General features: G+C 73.3%; 17 protein-coding genes and 1 tRNA gene. 9 read left to right on the top strand and 9 right to left on the bottom strand.

All coding sequences use genetic code 11. The features are described from left to right. Window positions 1-25: 25 nt before the first annotated feature. From WMF17_RS22395 to WMF17_RS22355, 9 genes are all read right to left on the bottom strand, one after another. A complete protein-coding gene (locus tag WMF17_RS22395) occupies window positions 26-1,015 on the bottom strand; it encodes a hypothetical protein (RefSeq protein WP_437651177.1) in 990 nt (329 codons plus the stop codon). Then, window positions 1,012-1,509: a hypothetical protein gene (locus WMF17_RS22390; protein WP_437604114.1), complete on the bottom strand. Its 498-nt coding sequence runs from the start codon at window positions 1,507-1,509 to the stop codon at window positions 1,012-1,014. Before WMF17_RS22390 ends, WMF17_RS22395 begins: the two co-directional genes overlap by 4 nt. 60 nt (window positions 1,510-1,569) lie before the next feature. Continuing rightward, entirely contained in the window at window positions 1,570-2,133 is a 564-nt protein-coding gene (locus WMF17_RS22385; protein WP_437651176.1) for a type IV pilin protein, read from the bottom strand. Window positions 2,134-2,268: 135 nt separating this feature from the next. After that, a complete protein-coding gene (locus tag WMF17_RS22380) occupies window positions 2,269-2,922 on the bottom strand; it encodes a type IV pilin protein (protein ID WP_437651174.1) in 654 nt (217 codons plus the stop codon). A 150-nt stretch (window positions 2,923-3,072) separates the two neighbouring features. Next, on the bottom strand, window positions 3,073-3,651 hold the full coding sequence (locus WMF17_RS22375; protein WP_437651172.1) for a type IV pilin protein: 579 nt from the start codon (window positions 3,649-3,651) through the stop codon (window positions 3,073-3,075). 163 nt (window positions 3,652-3,814) lie between these two features. Further along, window positions 3,815-5,293 carry a sigma-54-dependent transcriptional regulator gene (locus WMF17_RS22370; RefSeq protein ID WP_437651371.1) on the bottom strand — a complete coding sequence of 493 codons (1,479 nt, stop codon included), beginning with the start codon at window positions 5,291-5,293 and terminating at the stop codon, window positions 3,815-3,817. A 125-nt stretch (window positions 5,294-5,418) separates the two neighbouring features. Further along, the gene (locus WMF17_RS22365; RefSeq protein ID WP_437651369.1) at window positions 5,419-5,808 is read right to left on the bottom strand and encodes a hypothetical protein; all 390 of its coding nucleotides are present in this window, start codon (window positions 5,806-5,808) and stop codon (window positions 5,419-5,421) included. 109 nt (window positions 5,809-5,917) lie between these two features. Beyond that, a complete protein-coding gene (rimO, locus tag WMF17_RS22360) occupies window positions 5,918-7,384 on the bottom strand; it encodes a 30S ribosomal protein S12 methylthiotransferase RimO (RefSeq protein ID WP_437604109.1) in 1,467 nt (488 codons plus the stop codon). Beyond that, window positions 7,381-8,712: a dihydroorotase gene (locus tag WMF17_RS22355; protein WP_437604108.1), complete on the bottom strand. Its 1,332-nt coding sequence runs from the start codon at window positions 8,710-8,712 to the stop codon at window positions 7,381-7,383. Before WMF17_RS22355 ends, rimO begins: the two co-directional genes overlap by 4 nt. Window positions 8,713-8,973: 261 nt before the next feature. Between WMF17_RS22355 and WMF17_RS22350 the strand changes: the two genes are divergently transcribed. From WMF17_RS22350 to WMF17_RS22310, 9 genes are all read left to right on the top strand, one after another. Then, a tRNA-Leu gene (locus WMF17_RS22350) sits at window positions 8,974-9,057 on the top strand. A gap of 296 nt (window positions 9,058-9,353) precedes the next feature. After that, window positions 9,354-10,427, top strand: coding sequence for a hypothetical protein (locus WMF17_RS22345; RefSeq protein ID WP_437651170.1), 1,074 nt, complete (start codon window positions 9,354-9,356; stop codon window positions 10,425-10,427). A 66-nt stretch (window positions 10,428-10,493) separates the two neighbouring features. Next, on the top strand, window positions 10,494-11,564 hold the full coding sequence (locus WMF17_RS22340; protein ID WP_437651169.1) for a DUF4190 domain-containing protein: 1,071 nt from the start codon (window positions 10,494-10,496) through the stop codon (window positions 11,562-11,564). A 56-nt stretch (window positions 11,565-11,620) separates the two neighbouring features. Next, window positions 11,621-11,929 carry a hypothetical protein gene (locus tag WMF17_RS22335; protein ID WP_437604105.1) on the top strand — a complete coding sequence of 103 codons (309 nt, stop codon included), beginning with the start codon at window positions 11,621-11,623 and terminating at the stop codon, window positions 11,927-11,929. Between the two features lie 190 nt (window positions 11,930-12,119). Continuing rightward, a complete protein-coding gene (locus tag WMF17_RS22330) occupies window positions 12,120-13,199 on the top strand; it encodes a tetratricopeptide repeat protein (RefSeq protein WP_437604104.1) in 1,080 nt (359 codons plus the stop codon). Next, a complete protein-coding gene (locus WMF17_RS22325; protein ID WP_437604103.1) occupies window positions 13,199-14,218 on the top strand; it encodes a hypothetical protein in 1,020 nt (339 codons plus the stop codon). The genes WMF17_RS22330 and WMF17_RS22325 overlap by 1 nt, the downstream gene beginning before the upstream one ends. Window positions 14,219-14,467: 249 nt before the next feature. Then, window positions 14,468-15,934, top strand: coding sequence for a serine/threonine-protein kinase (locus tag WMF17_RS22320; protein WP_437651167.1), 1,467 nt, complete (start codon window positions 14,468-14,470; stop codon window positions 15,932-15,934). A 176-nt stretch (window positions 15,935-16,110) separates the two neighbouring features. Then, the gene (locus tag WMF17_RS22315) at window positions 16,111-21,354 is read left to right on the top strand and encodes a hypothetical protein (protein ID WP_437651165.1); all 5,244 of its coding nucleotides are present in this window, start codon (window positions 16,111-16,113) and stop codon (window positions 21,352-21,354) included. A gap of 44 nt (window positions 21,355-21,398) precedes the next feature. Beyond that, the gene (locus tag WMF17_RS22310) at window positions 21,399-22,373 is read left to right on the top strand and encodes a S66 peptidase family protein (RefSeq protein WP_437604100.1); all 975 of its coding nucleotides are present in this window, start codon (window positions 21,399-21,401) and stop codon (window positions 22,371-22,373) included. Window positions 22,374-22,403 lie beyond the last annotated feature (30 nt).

Below are 22,403 nucleotides of genomic sequence, written 5' to 3'. Positions count from 1 at the left end.
GAGCCGCTTCAGGGCTGGAGGCGGCTCACCTGTCGTGCTCGACCCGCTCCGCCCAGGCGCGCCAGGTGGGCGCGCAGCGCGGCTCGTCCGCGTGGGCGCCGCCCGCGCAGTACGCCGGGTCGCGCGGGGGGCCCAGCACGAGGATCGCCGTCTTGCTGACGAACGGCAGATCGCGCCGCCAGAGCTCGCTGAAGCCGTCGAGGCGCCGGCGGTAGGACTCTGCGGCCTGCTCCCCGAGCAGCACGTCGAGCTGCGCGCGGATCTTCTGCTTGAGCTCCTCGTCGTCCGTGACGGCGAGGGTGCGCTGGAGGAACCGGATCTGCGCCTCGCGCTCGCCGGCGCGCCCCAGGATGCCCGCGCCGCCGAGCGCTTGCCAGCTGATGTTCGCGTCGTCGCCGCCGAGCTCCGCGGCGCGCGCGAGGATCCGGGCCCCGTCGAGGCGCCACTGCGCCTTCTCCGCGGGATCGGTCAGGTACGAGGCCGGCGCGATGAAGGCGACGAACTGGCCGAGCGCGAGCCAGAGCTCGCCGTCGAGGGGGCGGTTCTGCACCCCGCGCTCCATGATCTCGCGTGCCTTGATGACCTCGTTGCGCGGGGTCGTGGCCGTCTGGAACGTGATGAGCGCATCGGCGAACACGTAGGGCTCGCGGAAGGTCGGGTCGAGCGCGTTGATGGCGTCGAGCAGCAAGGTGAGGTTCTCGAAGCGGCGGCGCTCGAAGGTGTGCAGCCCCTGCGAGACGAGCACGTGGGACCAGAGCAGATCGGCCAGCGCGGAGCGGTGGCCGAGCGACAGGGTGACCACCTCGTCCGGCGGCGGCAGGACGTACACGTCGGAGGTCTCGGCGACGCGCTGCTCCAGCGCCGCGGCCGGCGCGCGCACGCTCCCGATCGCGACGGCGGCGGCGGCCGAGAGCGCGACCGTGACGAGCGCGTCGCGCGCGCGCGCGACGCGGGAGAGGAGAGGGCGGGCTGCCGGACCGGCCGCTGTCTCAGGCGCCGGATGAGCCTCCATCATTCCACCTCGCGGTCCACGAACATGCCCGGGAGCACGCGGGCCGGCTCCCCGGGGATCCGCTCGCCGCGCACCTCGAACGTGGACAGCGCGCCGTCCCCGTCGAGGTCGCCGTGCGCGGTCGCGATGAAGCGCATGGCCTTCGACGCGTCGAGCTCGCTCGTGAACTGGAAGGCGAACGCGTGCGGCCCCTCGAAGCGGAAGTCGAGCGACCGCCACGTGAGGTGCTCCCACGACTCCGGCGGATCGACGGCGCGCACGCCGCGCGGCACCTGCGCCGGGGTCAGCGGGGCGGACGGGGGGAAGCTGATCTCCTGCGGCCGCGACTCGGCGTAGGCGACCGCGCTGGTCACCAGCCGGTCGAGCCCCTCGATCGGCTCGCTCAGCTTGGACGCGCTGAGGTTTCGGAAGAACGCCGGAACGGCGACGGCGAGGACGCTGCCGCCGACCGCGAAGGCCGCGCTGAGCTCCAGCGCGCTCCAGGAGCGCCAGGTCATGGGCTCCTCTCTACCTCACCCCTCCACGATCCAACAAGCGCGACCGGCGGCGTGGCCGTGTCAGTCCGGGTCGTTGTTCGTGAAGAGCACCGGGCTCATCGCGATCTCGTCGTTCCGCACCTCACCGGTGCGGACAATCGCGCACGTCAGGCCGTCACCGTCCAGATCCCCGAGCGCCGCGATCTCGAAAGCCTCCGCGCCGCTGGGAATGGGTGCACCTGGCATGAGCTGGCTCACATAGTTGCCGCCGACCTGATAGGAGTACTGGAAGTAGATAGGCTGGCTGATCGAGAAACCGAGGCATTGCCAGCCCGCGATTGACGAGCCCGTCGCGAAGTCGGCGCCGGGCGCCGCGCCGGGCTGGTATTTCTTGCCCTGGACGGAGGTGAACGCGGAGGGGACCGGTGTCGCCGAGCCGCAGAGGATATGGGTGACCTCCGCGCTTCCGCCTGCGGCGGGCATGATCTGGGAGATGTCGCGCTCGCGCTCGTACTGGGCAACGGTGGCGCGGGCGATGGCGCCGACGGTCTGCTTGGCTTCCGCCGTCCTCGCCGTGGCGAGGTAGCTGCGCACGCCGACGACAGCCAAGGCGGCGAGCACGCCGAGGATGGTGATCACGATCATGAGCTCGACGAGCGTGAAGCCTCGTCTTCGCTGTGCTGACGCGCTCCCCATGACATGCCACCTTCCGCCCCGGAGACCATCGTCATGTCGAGCGGGGCTGCCCACTTCATGCCGAGAGGGCAGCCCACGCAGCCATCATTCGTACTCGTTGTCGATATGAACCTGCGTCGAGACGATGAGCTGCCTGGTAGTGTGGTTGACGTTGCCAGCGCGCGCGAAGGTGCTCACCGTGGTGTCCCCATCCAGATCGCCCTGCGCCGCGGCCTCGAAGCCGTTCGGCCCGTTGGCGGGGTCCACACCAGAGGAGATCGTGGGCGCGCCGGGCTGACCAGCCGAGAGGTAGCCGGCGCCCGCGTTGTAGTGATACTGGTAATAGATCGGCTGGGAGATCGAGAACTTCAGGCACTTCCACCCGTCCGTCGCCGTGCCCGTCTCAAAATCGCTACCCTCTGCCGTGGCCGGCTGGTACTTCCGTCCCTGGACCAGAGCGGGGTCGCTCGGCACAGCATCGTGATCCGCCCCCGTGGACGTGCACAGCGCGTGGCTCGCGCCGGTCGACTCGCTACCTTCGCCCAGGATCTCGGACGCCGCGCTCTCGCGCTCGTACGCCGAGGTCGCGCCGCGGGAGATCGCGCCCACGGAGTTCTTGGCCTCCGAGGTCTTCGCGCTCGCGAGATACCGGCGGACCCCGAAGATCGCCAGCGCGGCAAGGACGCCGATGATGGCGACGACGATCATGAGCTCGACGAGGGTGAAGCCTCTCCTGTCGTATCGCTTCAGTGCACGCATGAGTGTCGATCCTCCGTGATGTTTTCTTTAATTGGATTCTTCGCCGAGACCGACCGTGACGTCGCCTGGTGCGGGGCCCGGCCAGCCCGCAGCGCGAAAACCTCTCCCACGGACAGGCGCTCTCTGCGCCGCGCCGGGGCAAACCATCCTCTACTCCGTGTCGTTCTCCCAGTAGATCCCGGACATCGTGGATGTCGTCAGGAGCAAGGCGTACGTCTCATCCGCGTCGCGATCGCCGGCTGCCTGGATGATGTACCAGGGGCCGTTCGGTGCGAACTGCGGATCTGCCAGCGGAGGCCCGGGCAACCCGTCCCAGGTGAAGTCCGCGAGGCCGGTCGTGGTGAAGGCGGGTGTATCGCCCGCCACCGACGCGTACCCGAAGCGGACCGCGCCGTCGGTCGTCACATTGAGCATCCGCCAGTTGGCCTCGTCGTCGTGGGGGGGACCCCACGCGCGCTTCCGGTCATTGAGAGTCCCCGCAGGATACCAGTTGTTGAGCGAGCTCGAGACGGACAGGTACACGAGCATCTCGGCCTTGTAGGACTCCTGCGCACCGCGGATCCCCTGTATGACGGCCTTCGGCTCGGCGATGCCCGCTGCGTTCATGTACTTGCGGTAACCGACCATGCCGAGCGCCGCGAGGACACCTACCATCGCCACGACGACGAGGAGCTCGATGAGCGTGAACGCTCGCCTCGCTGCGTTTCGCTGTCGCTGCGTGCTCCGCATCCGTCCGGACCTTCCAGCAGGCGACGTGCCAAGGAGAGCGCGGCCCGGCGTCGTCGTCGACTTGCGCGAGAAGCTCATGAGTTGCCTCGGTTTTCCTCGAGTGGAGCGGGGCGAGCTCCGGGAGGTGTGTGTTTGTGTTCGTTTGCGACGGTGACGAAAACCGTCACTGCGGGGCACCGGGCGGTGACGATTCTCGTCGGCACCCCTCCAGATCGTCGTCGCCCTCCCCGTCGGCGGCGAGCGCGTGCTTGGCGAGCCGGTAGCGCAGCGACCGGAACGAGACGCCGAGCAGCTTCGCGGCGGCCTTGCGGACGCCGCCGGTGTGCTCGAGCGCCTGGAGGATGAGCCGGCGCTCGACCTCCCCGAGCACCTCGTCGAGCATGCACCCGCCGGCCGGCAGCTGCGCGAGGAGCGGGGCCGGGCTCGCGCTGAGGCCGGCGACGGCGCTCGGGAGGTCGCCGAGGCCGATCGAGGGCCCTCCGGCGAGCGCCACCGCGCGCTCCATCATGTTCTCGAGCTCGCGCACGTTGCCCGGGAAGCTGTAGGCGTCGAGCGCACGCACGGCGTCCGTCGTCAGGCCGCGGACGTCCTTGCCGAGCTCGGCGGCGAAGCGGCGCAGGAAGCGCTCGGCGAGCCGCGAGATGTCCTCCGGGCGCTCGCGCAGGGGCGGCAGCTCGATGCGGATGACGTTGAGCCGGTAATAGAGATCCTGCCGGAACCGGCCCTCGCGCACCTCGGCCTCCACATCGCGGTTTGTCGCGGCGAGGAGCCGGACGTCCACCGCGAGCTCCGCGGCGGCGCCGACCGGGCGCACCTTCCGCTCCTGGAGCACGCGGAGGAGCTTCACCTGCAGCGAGGCCGGCAGCTCCCCGATCTCGTCGAGGAGCAGCGTCCCGCCGTCCGCCTCCCGGAACAGCCCGAGCGCGCGCGCGCCGGCGCCGGTGAACGAGCCCTTCTCGTGGCCGAACAGCTCGCTTTCCATGAGCGCCTCCGGCAGCGCCCCGCAGTTGACGACAAGGAACGGCTTCGCGGCGCGGTCGCTCTGATCGTGGATCGCGCGGGCCACGCGCTCCTTGCCGGTCCCGCTCTCGCCCGTGATCAGCACGGTCGTGCGCGTCGGCGCGATCTTGCCGATCAGCTCCGAGATCCGCTGCATCGCGGCGCTCGTGCCGAGCGGCTCGCGCGACGGCAGATCGAGCCGCTCGAGCTGCGCGCGCAGCCGCTGGTTCTCGGCGACGATCGAGCTCTTCTCGAGCGCCTTCGCCGCGAGCGCGGTGAGCTCCGCCGGCGAGAACGGCTTTGTCACGAAGTCGTAGGCGCCGTGGCGCATCGCGTCGAGCGCGCTCTCCACGGTGGAGTACGCGGTCATCACGATCACCTCGGTCGCGCCGCTCCGCGCCTTCGCGGCCGTGAGCACCTCGATCCCCGAGCCGTCGGGCATCACGAGATCGGTGAGGATCAGCGGGAACGGCTGCGGGTTCTGGCGGATGGCCTCGAGCGCGGCGTGGGCGCCGGGCGCGAGCACGACCTCGTAGCCCTGGCGGCGGAAGGCGATCGTGAGCACCTGGCGGAGGCCAGGCTCGTCATCGACGACCAGCACCCGGGTGGTGTTCGGCGGGACGCTCGGCGGGATCGTCGCCATCACGCCACCACCCTATCACGATGCCCCGCGCGCGCGTCGACGGCGGCCGTCGGGCCCAGCGCGCCGCGTCGTCGCGCCCGCTCAGGCCCGCGGGGATCGCGCCGCGGCGGCGCGCCCGTCGGCCTTCAGGGGCAGGCGTCGTTCACGACGCCGAGCGGCGTGCGCTCCTCGACGACGAAGGACTGCGCCGCGCTCTCTTCGTCGTTGCCCTCCAGCTCCTGCCACACGAGCAGGACGTCGCAGAGCTCCGCCTCGATCTCGAGGTGGTACCGGCCGTTCCTGTCGGTGTCGTCCTCGATCACGCCCCGCTGCGTCCGCTCGTTGAACACGCTGACGCGCGCCCCAGGGCTGCAGTTGCCCGAGATCTGCCACACGCCCTCCCGGTCCGCGGACGGCCGCATCGTGTCGGCCGGCTCGGGCGGGGGGAGGGGCAACGTCGGGCTCAGGCACGCTGCACCGGCGAGCAGCGAGGTCGCGAGGGCAAGAGCAAGATGAAGCGCAGCGCGGCGGAGCATCGGCACGGCACCGCTTCATAGCACACCGTGTGCCGCGCCTTCGACGCCCGCGAGCGCCGCGGTATGCCGTGATCTTCAGCCGTCGCGCCGCGGCCCGCCGGCCGGGCCGTCAATTCTGTTGGCGCTCGCGTCCATCGGTTTGCAGCACGCGCAGGGCGACGCGCCGCTTCGCCGTGACCGCGCCGAGCTCCGGGGGCAGGGGGAGCGCGGCGCCGCGCTCGCCCTCCTCCTCGTCGAGCAGCTCGCCCACCAGATCGTAGTCGCTCGCCTGCGTGATCCGGACGCGGCACATCTCACCCGGGCGGACCTCGCCGCCGGAGAGGTAGACCTGCCCGTCGATCTCGGGCGCCTGGCCGGCGTGGCGGCCCATGAGCACGTACTCGTGCTCGTCGCTCGTCCCCTCGACGAGCACATCGAGCTCGCGGCCGATCATCGCGGCGCTCTTCTTGTGCGCGATGCGGCGCTGCAGCGTCATGAGGCGGCGGTAGCGGCTCGCGGCGGTGCGCGCGGGGACCTTGCCCTCGAGCGCATGGCTGCGGCTCGTCTCCTCGTCGGAGTAGCGGAACACCCCGACCCGCTCGAACTCGGCCCAGCGCACGAAATCGCAGAGCTCCTCGAACTCGGCGTCGGTCTCGCCGGGGTGGCCGACGATGAACGCGGTGCGGAACGTGAGGTTGGGCACGCGCTCGCGCAGCGTGGAGACGACCCGCCGGAGCCGGTCGCCGCCGTGGCCGCGCCGCATCCTGCGCAGCATCGCGTCGGCGGCGTGCTGGAGCGGCATGTCGACGTAGGGCACGACCCGCGGGTGGTCGGCGAGGAGCTCGATGACATCGTCGGTCATCGTCTCGGGGTACAGGTAGAAGAGCCGCACCCAGCGCACGCCGGGCACGTCGGCGACCTGCTGCACGAGCTGCGCGAGCGTCGCGCGCGCGTCGCCTTGCGCGCGGCCCGCGGCGTCGCGGCCGTAGGCGATCGTGTCCTGCGAGATGAGGTTGATCTCGCGGACGCCCGCCGCCGCGAGCTGCTCCACCTCGCGCACCACGTCCGGGATGGGCCGCGAGCGCTGCGCGCCCCGCAGATCGGGGATCACGCAGAACGAGCAGGTGCGGTTGCAGCCCTCGGCGATCTTGACGTAGGCGCTGCCGCCGGGGGTCGAGAGCGTGCGCGGATCGCCGGCGTGGATCAGCCACTCGGCGGGGTTGCCGACGAGCATCCGCTCCGCGTCGCCCGCGAGCACCCGGCCGAGCTTGAGCATGTCGCTCGATCCGAGGAAGTGATCGACCTCGGGCATCTCGCGGGCGAGATCCTCGGGGTGGCGCTGCGAGAGGCAGCCGGCGACCACCAGCCGCTTGCAGCTGCCGCGCTCCTTGTGCTGCGCCATCTCGAAGATGGCGTCGATCGACTCCTTCTTCGCCTCGCCGATGAAGCCGCAGGTATTGACGACGATCACCTCGGCCTCGGCGGCGTCGTCGACGTGCGCGTAGCCGGCCGCGCGGGCGACGCCGAGCATCACCTCGGAGTCGACGCGGTTCTTGGGGCACCCGAGGCTGACGAAATGGACCTTGCGCGAGCTCATGTCGCTGCTCCTTCGCCGTCGATGAAGACGACCCTGCCGGCGGCCAGCGTCATCTTGACGCGGCCCGTGAGCTGCTTGCCGAGCAGCGGCGTGTTCTTGCTCTTCGAGCGCAGGCGCGCCGGGTCGAGGACGAAGCTCAGGTTCGGATCCACGAGGCAGAGCTCGGCGCGGGCGCCGACCTTGATCGCGGGCGCGTCGAGCCGCGCGATGCGGGCGGGGGCGCGGGTGAGCGCGTCGACGAGCCGCCCGAGCGGGAGGGCGCCCTGGCGGACGAGGTCGAGCAGGACCGGGGCGACGAGCTCGAGGCCGATGAGGCCGGGCGACGCCTCGGCGAACTCGCAGTCCTTCTCGAGCGTCGAGTGGGGCGCGTGATCGGTCGCGACCGCGTCGATCGTGCCGTCGGCGAGCGCCTCGCGGAGCGCGTCGACGTCCGCCTGCTCGCGCAGGGGCGGGTTGACCTTGCACGCGGTGTCGTAGCCGAGCACGGCGGCGTCGGTGAGCGTCAGGTGGTGCGGCGTCACCTCGGCGGTCACGGCGATGCCGCGGGCCTTCGCCTCGCGGAGGATGCGGACCGCTCCGAGCGACGAGACGTGCGCCACGTGGTAGCGCGCCCCGGTGGCCTCGGCGAGCAGCACGTCGCGCGCGACGATGATGTCCTCGGCCACGCGGGGCCAGCCCCGGAGGCCGAGCCGCGTCGCGATCGCCCCCTCGTGCATCTGCGCCCCCTCGGTGAGCGCGTGGTCCTCGGCGTGCTGGATGACCGGGAGATCGAAGGTCTTTGCGTACTCGAGCGCGCGGCGCATCACCGCGCTCGACGTGACGCAGCGCCCGTCGTCGGAGACCGCCACCGCGCCGGCGTCCTTGAGGTCGGCCATCTCGGTGAGCTCGGTGCCCTTCTGGCCCATCGTGATCGCGCCGATGGGGTGGAGGGCGGGCCCCGAGAGCGCGCGGGCGCGCGCGATCATGGCCTCGGTGATGGATCGGGTGTCGTTGACGGGTCGCGTGTTCGGCATCACGCACACGTGCGCGAAGCCGCCGGCAGCCGCGGCGGCCAGCCCGGAGGCGATGTCTTCCTTGTACTCCTGCCCGGGCTCGCGCAGGTGGGCGTGGAGATCGACGAAGGCGGGGAGGAGCAGGAGCCCCTCGCCCTGGACGACCTCGGCCCGGTCGGCGCGGCGCAGATCGTCGGTCGCTGCGCCGCGTCCTACCCGGGTGATGACGCCGTCTTCCACGACGACGTCGACAACGTCGTCGAGCTGTTGGGCTGGGTCGACGGCGCGCACGCCGACGATGAGAAGGAGAGGGGGAGGTGAGCCGATAGCCGCCATGGGAGCGCGCTCCCCTAGCACATGCGCCTCTCGCCGTGCACCGCTGCGGGGTCAGCGGGGGCCCAGAGCGCTGCGAGGACACCGCTGCGAGGTCAGCGGGTGAAGCGAGGGAAGCCGCGCGCTGCCCGGTAACGATGACGAGACGCGACGCGACGCAACGTGACCGGCGGCGGGCAACACGGGATGGAAGAAAAACGCTCAGGGCGTGACGCGGGGCTTGACGGATCGCGAAGGGGTGAGGTAGTGATGCCGTCCCCGCTCGCGAAGCTGGCGGAATTGGCAGACGCGCTGGATTCAGGTTCCAGTGGGGTAACTCCCGTGGAGGTTCAAGTCCTCTGCTTCGCACAAAGCGCTCTTCTTATTCTTCTTTAGCCACTGTAGTGGCCTTCTCCTTATTTGCCGTTTTTGGCGGCTCTTGCGATCGCAGCGCTTCCCGTTCCGGGGGCGCTGCGGCCGCGGCGTCCGGTTCGAGCGACGCCGAGCCCCGCTCCGGTCCTCCCACCGGCCCCCCCGCATCGAGCGCCTCGACCGAGCCCGCTGTCGCAACGGCGCCTGTCGAGATCGCGCCTCCGCAGGGGACCGGCGTGCTGGAGTTCGTTCCCTTCGGGACCCTCGCTGCGTGCAAGGTCAAGTCGGGTGATATGGCGACCTACATCCTGCGCGAGGGGATGGGGGTGGCGGGCCGGGCCGACGGCTCGTTCGGCGCCGTGTGGCTCGTGGATCTCAAGGGCGGGGACGCGCAGATCGCGTTCGCCGGCTTCGACAGCGATGCCCGGCAGATCGCCCGGGCGAGGGCGATCTCGAACACGCGCGAGGCAGGGCTCCGGATCTTCTCGTCCGGGGACGCGTGGGCGATCACGTGGTTCGACGCGGAGGGGCTCGCGTACGCCCGGCCCCGCTGGGAGACGACCCCGCCGGCGGAGATCCAGCGCGTCGGCGCCATCGGCAGGGACGTCAGCGAGCATGTCGCCATCGCGCCGGCTCCGGGCGGCGCCCTGGTGGCGGCGGCCCCCTTCGGGGCGGAGCGCAATCAGCTGGGGGTGTTCCGGTTCGCGCCGGTGGATCCCGCGCAGCCGCAGCTCAAGGCCGTGGGGGTAACGCGCCACACAAAGAAGCCGCGCTGGCCGGCGGTCGCCGCGGACGCGTCCGGCGGCTACCTCGTCGCGTGGCACGACGAGGCGGACGGGAGCATCCAGGCCTCGCGGTTCGATGCGGCCGGCAGGGAAGGGAATGCCCACGTCGTGGCCAAGCCCCAAGGCAGCGACCTCTCGGCCGCGGCGACTCAGGAAACGCCGGACAGGGAGCGGCGGCTCGGGCTCGTGGCCACCGGCGGCGGGGCGCTCGTGGCGTGGAACGAAGGGTCCACCCTGATCGCCCGCGCGCTGGACGCCGAGGCGCAGCCTCGCGGGGCGCCCTGGGTCCTCGGCAAGGGCAAGTGGCGCGCGATCGCGCCGAGCGGGGACGGGGCGCTCGTGGCGTGGGTCGGCCACGATGGCAAGGCCGAGGGGCAGCTCCTGCTCGTGAAGCTGGCCGCCGACGGAGCGCCTTCTGCCCGGGGGATCCGGGTGTCGGATGGGGTGACTCCTGTAAAGGATTCTCCCAGCCTGGCCCTCGTCGGCGAGCGCGTGGGCGTCGCATGGACGGAGGCGATGAGCCGCGGTGTGAGCACGAAGCGCGCAGTCTTGCGGGTGCTCGAGCGCGCCTGCATCCCTTGAGCTCCGACGCGACGAGAGGGCGCGTACCGCGGGCGTAGCTCCGACTCTGGCGCTAGGATAAGGGACGTGAGCCACGCATGCGGCCCGAGTCAGCCACCGCCGAACCGCGATGCGAACGAGCCTCTGGCGGCGCTCCGGGATGGGCGGGCGGGCCTCCTGCCCGGCGAGGGCGAGCTGCCTGTCAGCGCGCCCGCCTGCGACGAGGCGGCGCGCGTCGCTGCCGCTCCCCGAGCGCCGTCGCCGAGCGGCGCCACCACGCCGCTGCCGGTCATCCAGGATCCTTACCTCACCCGGCCGCTCCCGCCGGAGCGACCGCCGTTCTCGACGCTGGCCGTGAGCTCGGTGGTCGCGGCGCTCTTCGGGCCGCTCGGGGCCATCGCCGCGATCGCCTTCGGCTGGGCGGCCCGCCGCGAGATCGAGCGGGCCCCCGAGGCGCGCAGGGGCCAGGTGCTCGCCAGCGTGGGGCTCTCGCTCGGCGTGCTCCTCACCCTCTGCTGGAGCTCGGCGATCGGCTTCGGCATGTGGATGTGGAGGACGCACAACAGCGGCGAGACCGCCGCCGCCGCCATCGGGGAGGGTGAGCGCTCGCCGGAGCCGGCGAGCACCGCGTCCCCGGCGGCGCCGCTGCCGGACGCGCCTCCTCCGGCGGCCCAGCCCGGCGGCAGCGTCCCTCAGCACACGATCCAGCGGCGCATCGGCGGGGTCTCCATCGTCGATATCGGCGTCGACGTCTCCACGCTCAGCGAGGAGCTCGCCAAGCAGCGCGCGGATGCGCACGCCCGGGGCGAGAAGGTCCTCGTGATGACGACGAGCGATCCGTGCGAGCCGTGCCGCGGCGTCGACCGCGCGCTCAGCGATCCGCTGATGCAGACCGCGCTCCGGAGCGTGCGGCTCGTGCGCGTCGACATCGACGTCTTCAAGGAGGACCTCGATCAGATCAAGATGCCGCGGCGGCTTTACCCCGGCTTCTTCCTGCTCTCGCCGGATCTCTCCCCGCAGGACGGGATCAACGGCGGCGAGTGGGACGACGATATCGCGCGCAACATCGCGCCCGTGCTCGGGGCGTTCGTGCGCGGCCAGTACACGACCCGCCGCCAGCCGTGGCACCCGCTGCCGGGCTCGGGCATGCGGCTCTGAGCGACGTCGCGCGCGGCGGCCAGCCCCCCGCGCCTCGGACGGGGTAAGCTCGGCCCGTGAAGCGCTTCATCCAGCTCGCCCTCTTCGCTCTCTGTGTCGCGTTCAGCTTCTCGGCGGCCTACAACGTCTTCTCCGACAACGCCGAGGTCGAGCGGAGCGCGGCGCTCGTCGCATGTGGCGAGGATGGTGGCTCGCTCGCGCCGGATCCGCGCCGCGCGGGCGGGGACTGCAGGGCGCAGATGACCCGGCTGGAGCGGACGCCGTTCGGCCAGACCTTCGAGTTCACCACCGCGAAGCGCACCGTGGGCGTCCGGTGCGAGCGTGCGCTCGTGCTCGCGGGCGAGTACAGCTGCAAGCTCAGGTGATCGTCGCAACGGCGGCCTCGCGGGAAGGAGCGCGCCCCGTCCTCGGAGCGCCGGGCCGCGCGCCGGCGGATCGGCGCAGACCGCGGCCGGCGTGCAGCAGGCGACGCCGGGGCAGCGCACGCGGCGCCGCGCCGACCCGCGCCACGCAAGAGGCGTTACACTCGCGAGAGTTACGCTATTGTGGGCGGCCGTGACGAATCACGCAGCGCGCCTGCCGCTCTCGATCGGTCCCGAGGCCGGGCGTATCCTCGTGCGCTTCGCCTGCGCGCTCGCGGTGGCCTCGCTCGGAGCGCCGTCGCGTGCGCTCGCCGCGCAGCTGCCCTCGCAGGCGCCGCTCACTTCGCCGGGGGCCGCGCCCGCGCCGTCCGGCGCCGCCCTACCGCCGCAGGGCAGCGCGCCACCGCTGCAGGGAAGCGCCCAGGACCCGTCCGCGCCGCCGGCGATATCGCAGGAGGAGGGGGCGGAGAACCGGCGCCGCATCGAACGAGCCACCGCGCTGCACGATGCGGCGCAGGGGCTCTACCAGCACGGCCAGTACCGCGCCGCCATCGCGAAGCTGGAGGCCGCGGTGGCGCTCGATCCCGAGGGGAAAGAGCTCATCTACAACCTGGCGGTCATCCACGAGCGGCTGGGCGAGATCGAGCAGGCCGAGCGCTACTACCGGCGCTACCTCGTGATGGAGGCGCTCCCGAAGGAGCGTGAGGAGGTCGCGGCGGTCCTCAAGCGGCTGCAGGGGGCGAAGCGGGAGCTCTCCAGCGCGAAGCCGCCGCCCGCGCCCTCGCCCTCCGTCCAGGCCTCCGCGGCGCTGCCGTATCTGCCGCGCCTGCCGCGTCGTTCCGCGGCGGCGGGCAGCGCGAAGCCGCATGGGCCCTGGCTCTACGTCAGCGGGGGCATCGCTGCGGGGTCCCTCGCGGTCGGCGGCGTGTTCGCGGCGCTCGCCGTGGCGCGGGATCCCGGCCCCAGCGAGCGCACGGGCGGGGGCGTCTCGGTGGCCGATCTGCAGGCCGACGCGAGCGCCGCCCACCGGTGCGCCGTCGCCGCGGATGTCGCCCTGCTGGTCGCCGGGCTCTCCGGCGCAGCGGCGCTCTACCTGGCCCTGTCGCCGCGGGCTCCCGCGGCGAGCCCGCGCGCCGCGCGCCCGGCCTCGGGCGCTCCGAGCTCGGGTCACGACGACGGTCCGACCTCGCGCGGCGCCCGCGCAGGGGAGGAGGCGCCGCGCGTCGGCCTGTCGCTGGGCGCCGGGGGAGCCCGGCTCCGGGTGCAGTTCTGATGGACCTCGGCGTCGCGGCGCGCAGGCTCCTCCGCGGGCTCTCGGCGCTCGCGCTGCTCGGCGTCGGGTGCGAGGTCCTCGTCGATGGCAAGCTGGGCTCCGTGCCCTGCTCGGACGAGGGCGCGATCGGGCCCCCGGCGTGCCCCGAGGGCGCCGTTTGCAGGGACGGGATCTGCATCGACATGCTGCCCACCGAGCGCGCGCTGGGGGCGCCCTGCGCGGATCACGAAGACTGCGGAGCGCGCGATTTCTGCCTCGATACCGCGCTGTTCGACGGCAAGGGGCCGCGGGCCTGCGCGCGCGCCTGCTGCACCTCGAGCGACTGCGATCCTGTCCGGGACGCGGTCTGCTGGATCCCCGACGGCGGAGGGAGCGGCCTCTGTCGCGTCGGCCGGTACGTCGGCCGGCCCGAGGTGGGTACGCGGCTCTCCGGCGCGACCTGCGCCACGTCTGGCGACTGCCGTTCTGGCATCTGCAACGAAGGCGCCTGCGTCGACACCTGCTGTTCAGACACGAACTGCGCGACGAACGGGGCGGCGTGCCGGTTCACGACGGGCGTCGTCTCGGCCGGTTCGGCCTGGGCGTGCCAGCCCGTCGGCCAGGGCGAGGGCCGCTACTTCGACGAGTGCGCTGGGAACGCGGACTGCGCCTCCGGGCTCTGCGTCTACGTCGAGGGGACCCGCCGCTGCACGATCCCGTGCTGTTCCTCGGACATGTGCCCGGCCGCGCCGGGCGACGTGATGCAGAACGTCGGCTGCGCCAAGATCACGGTCGGGGAAGGCTCGACCGTCCGGGCGTGCGCGAGGCCGCTGCCCGAGCACAGCTTCGCCGCCGTCGGCGTTCCGTGCGCCACGGATGATGCGTGTCGGAGCGGTATGTGCGTCGAGCATCCTGAACAAACACAGCGATTCTGTAGCGATGTCTGTTGCGGCGAGGCGTCCTGCGGCGACGCCTCGTCCTTCGGCTGTCGCCCCCATTCGACGGGTCCGTCGTGGGCCTTGCGATGCGAGCCCAAGTGACGGACGATCCCCCCCATCGCGGTGGTAGCTCCTACAGCTGACGACCAGTTCCCGGCCAGCGCACCCGGATCGTCCGGCGAGCCCAGCAGGGCCTTGGCGCTGATCTGCCCGCGGTGCCACCACCCTTCGGCGGTCGCTCTGGACGCGAGGAGCTCGTCCAGCCTGCTCCCGCCCGCCGCCGGCCATCGCGGTTCCCAGACCGGCCCGTCCGCGAAGCTGCCGCGCTGCCCCCACGACGGGCGGGCCCTCGTGAGCCGCGAGGCGCTCGCCGAGGCCGAGGGGGACCCCTTCCTGGGGATCACGATCGCGGATCGGTTCGTGATCGTGGGCAAGCTCGGCGCCGGCTCGATGGGCACGGTGTACCGCGCGCGCCAGGAGGCGATGGGCCGCGACGTGGCCATCAAGATCCTGCGGTCGGACCGGGCCTTCGACGCGCAGGCGAAGGCCCGCTTCACGCGCGAGGCGCGCGCGATGAGCCTCCTCCGGTCGCCGCACACGGTCACCGTCTTCGATTTCGGCGAGATCGTGGACGACGCGACGGACGCGGCCTTCGGTCGCGGCCGCTCGGCGGAGCAGAGCTCGCCCGCGGAGGGGGCGACGTGGCGCAGCGGCTCGCTCTACCTCGCGATGGAGCTCCTGGAGGGCGAATCGCTCGGGCAGCGGCTCAAGCGGCTGCGACGGCTGCGCGTCGGCGACGCCGCGCGCTTCGCCCGGCACGCGCTCCTGTCGCTGGCGGAGGCGCACGACAAGGGGATCATCCACCGCGACCTCAAGCCGGACAACCTGTTCCTGGCGAGGCCCCCCGCGGGCGAGCACGAGGAGATCTGCAAGGTGCTCGACTTCGGCATCGCGAAGGTGATGACCGGGACCGAGCGGCCGGTCGACGCCCTCGAGACCCAGGCGGGCACCGTCTTCGGAACGCCAAGGTACATGTCTCCGGAACAGGCCCAGGGCAGGCCGCTCGACGCGCGGAGCGATCTCTACTCGCTCGGCGTGCTCCTCTATCAGATGCTGGTCGGCCGGCCGCCGTTCATCGACGACGACGCGGTCGTCGTGATGGCGAGGCACATCCAGTCGCCGCCGGTGCCGGCGATCGAGGCGGCGCCTGGCGCCGGGATACCGTTGTCGCTCTCGGCGCTCCTGCAGCGCGCGCTGGCCAAGCGGCCCGACGAGCGGCCGCGGAGCGCGCAGGAGCTCATCGCGGAGCTCGATCGCGCGATGGACCAGGCGAGGCCGAGCCTGAGCCGCGAGCGCCCCGGCCCGATCCAGCCAGCCGAGGTCAGCGCGACGAGCGAGCTGCTCGCGGTCGTGGGCGACGACGTGGACGCCTCGCAGCCGCCGAGCACGTCGCGCCCCGCGCCGCGGAGGCGCACCTCGCGCGTCGCCGTCGGGACCGTCGCCCTGTCGCTGATCGTGACGGCCCTCGCCGTGCGCGAGCTCCGACGCCCCGCCGACAGCGGCGTGCGCAGGCTCCAGACGGGGGTGGCGCTGGAAGCCAGGGCGCTCGCGGACGCGATCGCGCTCCCCGCCCTGCCCCGCGTCGCGCCACCCACCGCGACGGCGACGGCGGCCGCGACGACGGCGGCCGCGACGGCACCCGCGCCGGTCCCCGCCGGCGCCGCCAGCATTGCTCCCGAGCCCGCGGGCGTTCCCTCCGCGCCGACGCCGAAGCGCAGGCCGGCGCAGTCGCGCAAGCCGTATGTGAAATTCGACTGATGACGGCAAGCGCGCAGCGTCGCTGCGCGAGGCCGATCCGGGCGCAGGAGGTCCGCACGTCGACGAGGCCTGCTGCGCGAGAAGCAGCGGCGGTCGTTGGCGAATTGGGCCGAGAGTCGCTGTACGAGGCGGAGGCTAACGTGTAACTTCGCCGCGCACCGATGGATCCCCGGGAGATGGAAACGCTCATCCAGCGCCTCGTCACGAATCCGCATGACGGGGAAGCCCTGGCGTATGCGCACCGAGCCGGGGAGCAGGACCCACGCTCGTACGCGATGCTGCTCGAGCGCGTCGGCAGCTCCACCGCGGATCCGTCGTACGCGGCGCACTGGCTGAGCGAGGCGGCGAACGTGTGGTCGACCACGATCGGCGACGCGCACCACGCCGCGCGGACGCTCATGATCGCCATCGACAAGGACCCGACGCAGCGGACGGCGGCCGAGCGGCTGGCGCAGCTCTACCGCGACAAGGGCGATCAGAAGGCGCTCGTCGCGCTCCTGGAGCGGCTCGTCAAGGCGCTCACGCCGCTGCTCTTCGAGCGACCCGAGGTGCGCGCGCAGCTCTCGACGCTCCACGAGGAGCTCGGCCGCCTGTGGGGCGAGCCGCCGCTGTCGCGGCCGGAGCGCGCCCTGGAGAACTGGCGCCGCCTGGCGGAGCTCGATCCGCACAACGTCTACGCCATCTACGCCGCGCGCGAGATGCTGAAGGCCCAGCAGCAGTACGCCGAGGCGATCCCCTACTTCGCGATGGAGCAGGCGCTCGTCGACGACCCGGAGCGGCGGCTCGCCCTGCTGCGCGACGAGGCCGACATCCGGCGCCGCGCCGGCGACCTCGCCGGCTCCACGGTGGCGCTGCGGAGCGCGCGCGCGTTCGTGCCGCACGACGTGGGGCTGATCCAGGCGCTCGGCGTCGCCGTCGTCGACCGCGTCGAGGCCGGCGAGCCGGTGCCGCAGCCGGAGCGCGACGAGGCCGCGGAGCTCTTCGTCGCGCTCGCGGAGACGTACGACGGGGAGTACGGCTACTCGTACTCGGTGTACGCGCTGCGCGCGCTGCCGGGCCACGACCGCGCGATGCAGCTCGCCGATCACTACGCGAAGCAGCTGGGCCGCACCACCGAGCTCCGCCCGCGCTACCTCGCCTACCTCCAGGTGAACCCGAACGGGTTCATGGCGGCCGAGGCGCGCAAGAGGGCGTCCGTGCCGCCGCCCCCTCCGCGGCTGCCGTCGGTGCCGCCGCCGGTGAGCGCGATCCCTGCTCCGGCGCGGGCGCCCTCGGCGCCGCCTGCCGCGGGCGTCGCCCCTGCGCATGCGCCGCCGGTGCCCCCCTCCGGCGTCCCGTCGCCCCCGGCAGCCGCCGCGAGCGCGGCGGAGCTGGCCCAGCCGGCGGTCGCCGCGTTCGCGCCGGCCTCCTCGTTCGCTCCCGTGCCGGGGCCCGCGGCCTCGGACGCGCCGGCGTCGGTCCCGAGCGCCGCCGGGCCGAGCTCCGGCCCGGTGCAGGCCGCACCCGCCTCCGCGCCGGCTCCTGCTGGAGCCCCCGGCGCCTCGCCCCCGCTGGAGGCGTCGCCCGCGGCAGACGAGGTGACCGAGCCCCGCAAGCCGCTGCCGCTCGCCCGATTGCGCGAGGTGCTCAAGGCCGATCCCGCCAACCCGGACGCCCTCGCGCAGGTCGACGAGCACCTCCGCCAGAAGCGGATGTTCGCCGAGCTGCGCGATGTCCTGCTCGCGGCGGCGCGCGTCCCCACGGCCCCCGTCGAGCGCCGGATGGCGCAGCTGCGCGACGTGGCGGGGCTGTGCGAGGCGCAGCTGCGCGACGTCGACACGGCGGTCCAGGCCTGGAAGCTGCTCTCCGAGCTCGATCCCGGCGACGCGCAGGCCCACGCCGAGCTGCGGCGGCTGCTCGAGCGGAGCTCCCGCTGGGACGATCTCGCCGCGCTGCTCGAGCAGGAGGCCGTGGCGACCTCGGACGTCGCGCAGAGGATCGAGATCGAGCAGCAGCTCGTCTCGCTCCACGAGCAGAAGCGCCGCGATCCGATCGCGGCCGCCGAGGCGTGGGTGCGCGTCGCGACCCTCTCGCCCGAGGACAGCACGGCGATCCAGTCCGCGGTCAAGCTCTTCGAGCGGGGCGAGCGGTTCGACCTCGCCGCGCGGGTCCTCGCCGACGCGGCCTCCCGGTTCCAGGACAAGCTCACCCGCGCGCCGCTCCTCCAGAAGCTCGGCGAGCTCCGGATGCGGCTCGACGAGCCGGGCGCCGCGGGCGACGCGTACAGCCAGGTGGCCGAGCTGCTGCGCCAGCCGAAGCTGTGGGAGCTCTCGGAGAAGGCCTACGTCGCGGCCGGCCGGCTCGTCGAGGCGGCGAGGGCGCTCTGCGAGCGCGCGCTGCTCGCGGAGCGCAACGCGCGCCCGGCGCTGTTCGTCCAGGCCGCCGAGCTGCTCCTCAGCGCCGGCGACGTCGAGGGCGCGCTCGACCGGGTCGAGCGCGCGATCGAGATCGATCCGGCGAGCGACGGCTGCGCCCCCGCGATCGAGGACCTCTACCGGCGCACGAACCGCTTGCCCGAGCTCGTGCGGTTCCTCCTTAACCGGGCCGAGCTGCTCGGCGACCGGGCGGCGCGCGTCGCGGCGCGGCGGGCGGCGGCGGTGGCGCAGCGCGAGCTCGGCGACCGCGACGGGGAGCGCGCGACGCTCTCGCTGCTGCTCACCGACGGCGAGGACGCCGAGGCGCTCGCGCGGCTCGCCGATGACGCCGGCGAGCGCGGCGATCACCAGCACGGCGCGGAGCTCCTTCACAGGCTCAGCGCGCTCACGGACAGCGAGCCCGGCAAGATCTCGCTCGTCCTGCGCGAGGCGCGCATGCTCGCGGACGGCTCCGGCGACCTCGATGCGGCGATCGCGCGCTACGAGAGCGTCGTCACCGATCTCGATCCGCAGAACCGGATCGCGCTCCGGGGGATCGCCGATCTCGAGGAGCGGCGCGGCAACCTGCGGGGCACCGCGGGCGCGCTCGAGCGCGAGCTCGCGCTCGTGGACGGCCCCGAGCAGCTCGACATCGCGCAGCGGCTCGCGACGCTCTACGAGGGGCCGCTCGACGATCCGCACGGCGCCGTCAGGGCGCTCGAGATCGTCCACGCCGCCGAGCCGGACGACCTCGACGCGGTCGCGCGGCTCCTGCGGCTCGCCGAGCGGCTGAACGACTGGCCGACGGTCGCGCGTCTCCTGGCGGCGTTGATCGAGGTGGAGGGGGACGAGGACGAGGCGTCGAACATGACCCGCCGCCTCGCCGAGATCCTGGAGCTGGCGCTCGGCAGGAGCGACGAGGCGCTGTCCCTCCTGGAGCGGCTCGCGGACCAGGGCGACGAGCCGTGCCGGGATGCGTACGTCGCGCTCGGCGACCGCCTCGGGTGGAAGGGCGTCGTCGCGACAAAGCTGGTCGCCTGGAACGAGTCGGTCGCGCGCGCGGGGCGCGAGGTCGCCCTGCGCGGGGCCTTCGACAGGTTCGTGGAGGTCGACCGCCACCGCGACGCCGCGTGCGTGGCGATGGAGCTCGCCCGCTCGCGCACCGCCGACGCCGGCCTCGCGGCGAAGCTCGAGGCGATCGCGGTGGAGCTCCAGGATGGCGAGGCCCTCGCCGTCGCGCACGAGCTGCTCGCCAGGGATCTCTCGGGCATGGCCCGCGCGGTCGAGCTCATACGGCAGGCCGAGGTCCGGGTCTCGATGGGGGCCGACCCGCTGGAGTCCATCCACCACGGCGAGGGCGCGCTGTCGAGCGTGCCGACCGCCGAGGTCGAGCCGCTGCTCCAGCGGCTCGCGGCGCTGGCCGAGGCCCCGAGCCTCATCATCGATCTCTTCGAGCGCCAGGTGGGCCGTTGCCGCACGCCGGCCGATCGCCTCGCGGCGCTCGTCCGCGCCGCCCAGATCGCCTGCGAGCGCGGCGCCATCGATCGGGCGAGGAGCTTCTTCGAGCAGGCCCTCGGCGGCGGCGTCCAGGAGGAGACGATCACCACCCTCGAGCGGGTGGCGCGGGACGACGACGAGCGGTCCCAGTCGACCGTGCTGCGCACGATCCTCGCCGAGGCGCTCGCGGCCGGCGGCCAGGGCTCGCGCGACGGCGGCCGCACCCGGGCGGCGCTGCTGCGCCGGGCGGCCACGATCGCCTACCAGGACCTCGGCGAAGTCGACCGCGCCTTCAGCTGGCTCGGCGACGCCGTGCTCACGCAGGTCGACGACGCGTCGCTCGACGCCCTCGAGGCGCTCGGCCGCGAGGTGGGCGACCTGCCCCGCATCGGCGCGACGCTGAACCGCGCGCTGGACGAGGTGTTCGACGGCCCGCTCGTGCGCAAGCTCCTTCAGCGGCGGGCCAGGCTGCGGCGCGACGTGCTCGGCGACCGGCAGGGCGCCGCGACGGATCTGAAGAAGCTCCACGACCTGTCGCCCTCGGACCAGGACGTGATGAACGAGCTGTCCGGTCTGCTGCAGGAGCTCGGCGACCACCGCGGCATGATCCAGCTGTACGAGGACCAGGTCCTCCGCGGTCGCGATCCGGCGCAGCGGGCGGAGCTCGCGCGGAAGGTGGCGCGCCTCTGGGAGGAGGAGCTCGGCGAGGCGCGGGAGGCGTCGGACGCCTGGCGCCGCGTCCTCCGCATGAAGGCGGGCGATCCGGAGGCGACGGCGGGCCTCGAGCGGGCGAAGACCGGCAAGCTCAAGCGTACCCCGCCGCCGCCCTCGCTGCCGACCCGGCCGCCGGGCCTGTCGCTGACCGAGCCGCCGCTCGCGCCCCGGTTGCCGACCCTCGAGGCTCCCGGCGTGGAGATTGGCGTTGCGGCGGCGGCCTTGAGCAACGGCTACGCGGGCGGCGGGGTGCAAGCCGCTGCCGAGGCGCTGCAGGTGGACGCCCCCGAGGTGGTCGGCCCGGAGGCGCCGCAGATCGCGCCGGAGCCGCAGGCCGAGGCGTACGGCGACGCGTTGATCGCGACGGCCGAGGGCGACGCAGACAGCGGCGCCGTCGACGTCCACGCGGCGCCGCCCGAGGAGCAGGAGCTTCCTCCGGAGAGCGCCGGCCACGCCGCGCCGATCGCCGACGAGCAAGCCGCCGCTGCGCCGCGGTCGGACCTCGACGGCGACGCTGCGCCGCCGGCGTACGGCGGCCTCGACGACGGCGGCGAGGCCTACGGGGCGGAGCCCGTCGCGCCCGCTACCCCCCCGCAGCCCGTCGCGCCGCCGCCGTCGTCCGCGGCGCCCTCGCGTCCTCCCTCCATCGCGCCGCCCCATCCCCCGCCGCTGCACGCAGCGGCGGCCGGGGGGGCCGCGCTTCGGCCGTCGTTTTACCCGCCCGCGCTGCCGCCCCTGCCTGCCTCCGACGAGGTCGACGTCGACGAGGACGCGGAAGATGTGGAGTTCCTTGACGACGACTCCGGTGCTCCTTAGCCGCGCAACGGAGAGATCTTGAGCCACAGAGGCACAGAGGAAACATGCCCCCTCTGATCCTCCCCCCGGCGCTCCGACCGGGCGACACCGTCGCCGTGATCGCCCCCTCCAGCCCGTTCGAGCACGTCCTCGCGCGGGTCGGCCTCGGCTGGCTCGCCCAGCGCTACCGCGTGCTCTTCGATACCGGCGGAGGTCCACCGCTCGCCGGCGACAGCCGCGGGGGTGGGGAGCCGTCGCTCTCGGCGCCCTCCAGCCACGGGATGTTCGCGCGGACCGGTTACCTGGCCGGCAGCGACGCGCGGAGGAGGGACGAGCTCGTCCGCGCGCTGTCGCACCCCGACGTGCGCGCCATCTTCGCGGCCCGCGGCGGCTACGGCGCGAACCGGTTCGTCCACCGGCTCGACTGGAGCGTCCTCGCCGAGCGCCCTCGCTGGATCGTCGGCTTCTCCGACGTCACGGCCCTCCACGTCGAGGCCACGCGCGCGGGCGTCGCCTCGCTCCACGGCGCCCACGTCACAGCGCTCGGCCGCGGCGATGCCCGCGCCCGCGCCGCGCTGATCCGCGCCCTCGAAGATCCGCTGGGCGAGCGCCGCTTCGACGGCCTGGCCACGCTGCGCGCCGGCGCCGCCGAGGGCCCGCTCTTCGGCGGCAACCTGGCCCTGCTCCACGCCTGCGCCGCGGCCGGCCGCCTCCGCGTGCCGGAGGGGTGCGTCCTTGTGATCGAGGACGTCACCGAGCGGCCCTACCGCATCGATCGCATGCTCGCGACGCTGGAGGTCGGCGGCCACCTCGCGCCGGCCGCGGCGGTGATCCTGGGCGACTTCGAGCAGTGCAACCCAGGCCCGGACGGCGTCACGGTGGACGAGGTCCTCCGCGACAGGCTGCTGCCGCTGGGGGTCCCCGTCGTCGCCGGGCTGCCGATCGGCCACGGCCTCCGCAACGAGCCCGCCATCCTCGGCGGTCGCGCGCGCGTCCTCTCGCTCGGCCCCGAGGCCGTGGTCACGCTGGCGGGCGCCTGAGCGCCCGCAGGATCACGCGATCACGCGATC

This window comes from Sorangium sp. So ce362, from assembly GCF_051519845.1.
Taxonomy (GTDB): Bacteria; Myxococcota_A; Polyangia; order Polyangiales; family Polyangiaceae; genus Sorangium.
Note: the sequence above shows the minus strand (reverse complement) of the source record. Positions and strands in the feature narration are given on the sequence as shown.

Excerpts from the sequence above, each read along its gene's own strand:
- WMF17_RS22395 (WP_437651177.1), bottom strand. The coding sequence starts at position 1,015 with ATGATGGAGGCTCATCCGGCGCCTGAGACAGCGGCCGGTCCGGCAGCC.
- WMF17_RS22390 (WP_437604114.1), bottom strand. The coding sequence starts at position 1,509 with ATGACCTGGCGCTCCTGGAGCGCGCTGGAGCTCAGCGCGGCCTTCGCG.
- WMF17_RS22385 (WP_437651176.1), bottom strand. The coding sequence starts at position 2,133 with ATGATCGTGATCACCATCCTCGGCGTGCTCGCCGCCTTGGCTGTCGTC.
- WMF17_RS22380 (WP_437651174.1), bottom strand. The coding sequence starts at position 2,922 with ATGCGTGCACTGAAGCGATACGACAGGAGAGGCTTCACCCTCGTCGAG.
- WMF17_RS22375 (WP_437651172.1), bottom strand. The coding sequence starts at position 3,651 with ATGCGGAGCACGCAGCGACAGCGAAACGCAGCGAGGCGAGCGTTCACG.
- WMF17_RS22370 (WP_437651371.1), bottom strand. The coding sequence starts at position 5,293 with ATGGCGACGATCCCGCCGAGCGTCCCGCCGAACACCACCCGGGTGCTG.
- WMF17_RS22365 (WP_437651369.1), bottom strand. The coding sequence starts at position 5,808 with ATGCTCCGCCGCGCTGCGCTTCATCTTGCTCTTGCCCTCGCGACCTCG.
- rimO (WP_437604109.1), bottom strand. The coding sequence starts at position 7,384 with ATGAGCTCGCGCAAGGTCCATTTCGTCAGCCTCGGGTGCCCCAAGAAC.
- WMF17_RS22355 (WP_437604108.1), bottom strand. The coding sequence starts at position 8,712 with ATGGCGGCTATCGGCTCACCTCCCCCTCTCCTTCTCATCGTCGGCGTG.
- WMF17_RS22345 (WP_437651170.1), top strand. The coding sequence starts at position 9,354 with ATGGCGACCTACATCCTGCGCGAGGGGATGGGGGTGGCGGGCCGGGCC.
- WMF17_RS22325 (WP_437604103.1), top strand. The coding sequence starts at position 13,199 with ATGGACCTCGGCGTCGCGGCGCGCAGGCTCCTCCGCGGGCTCTCGGCG.
- WMF17_RS22315 (WP_437651165.1), top strand. The coding sequence starts at position 16,111 with ATGGAAACGCTCATCCAGCGCCTCGTCACGAATCCGCATGACGGGGAA.
- WMF17_RS22310 (WP_437604100.1), top strand. The coding sequence starts at position 21,399 with ATGCCCCCTCTGATCCTCCCCCCGGCGCTCCGACCGGGCGACACCGTC.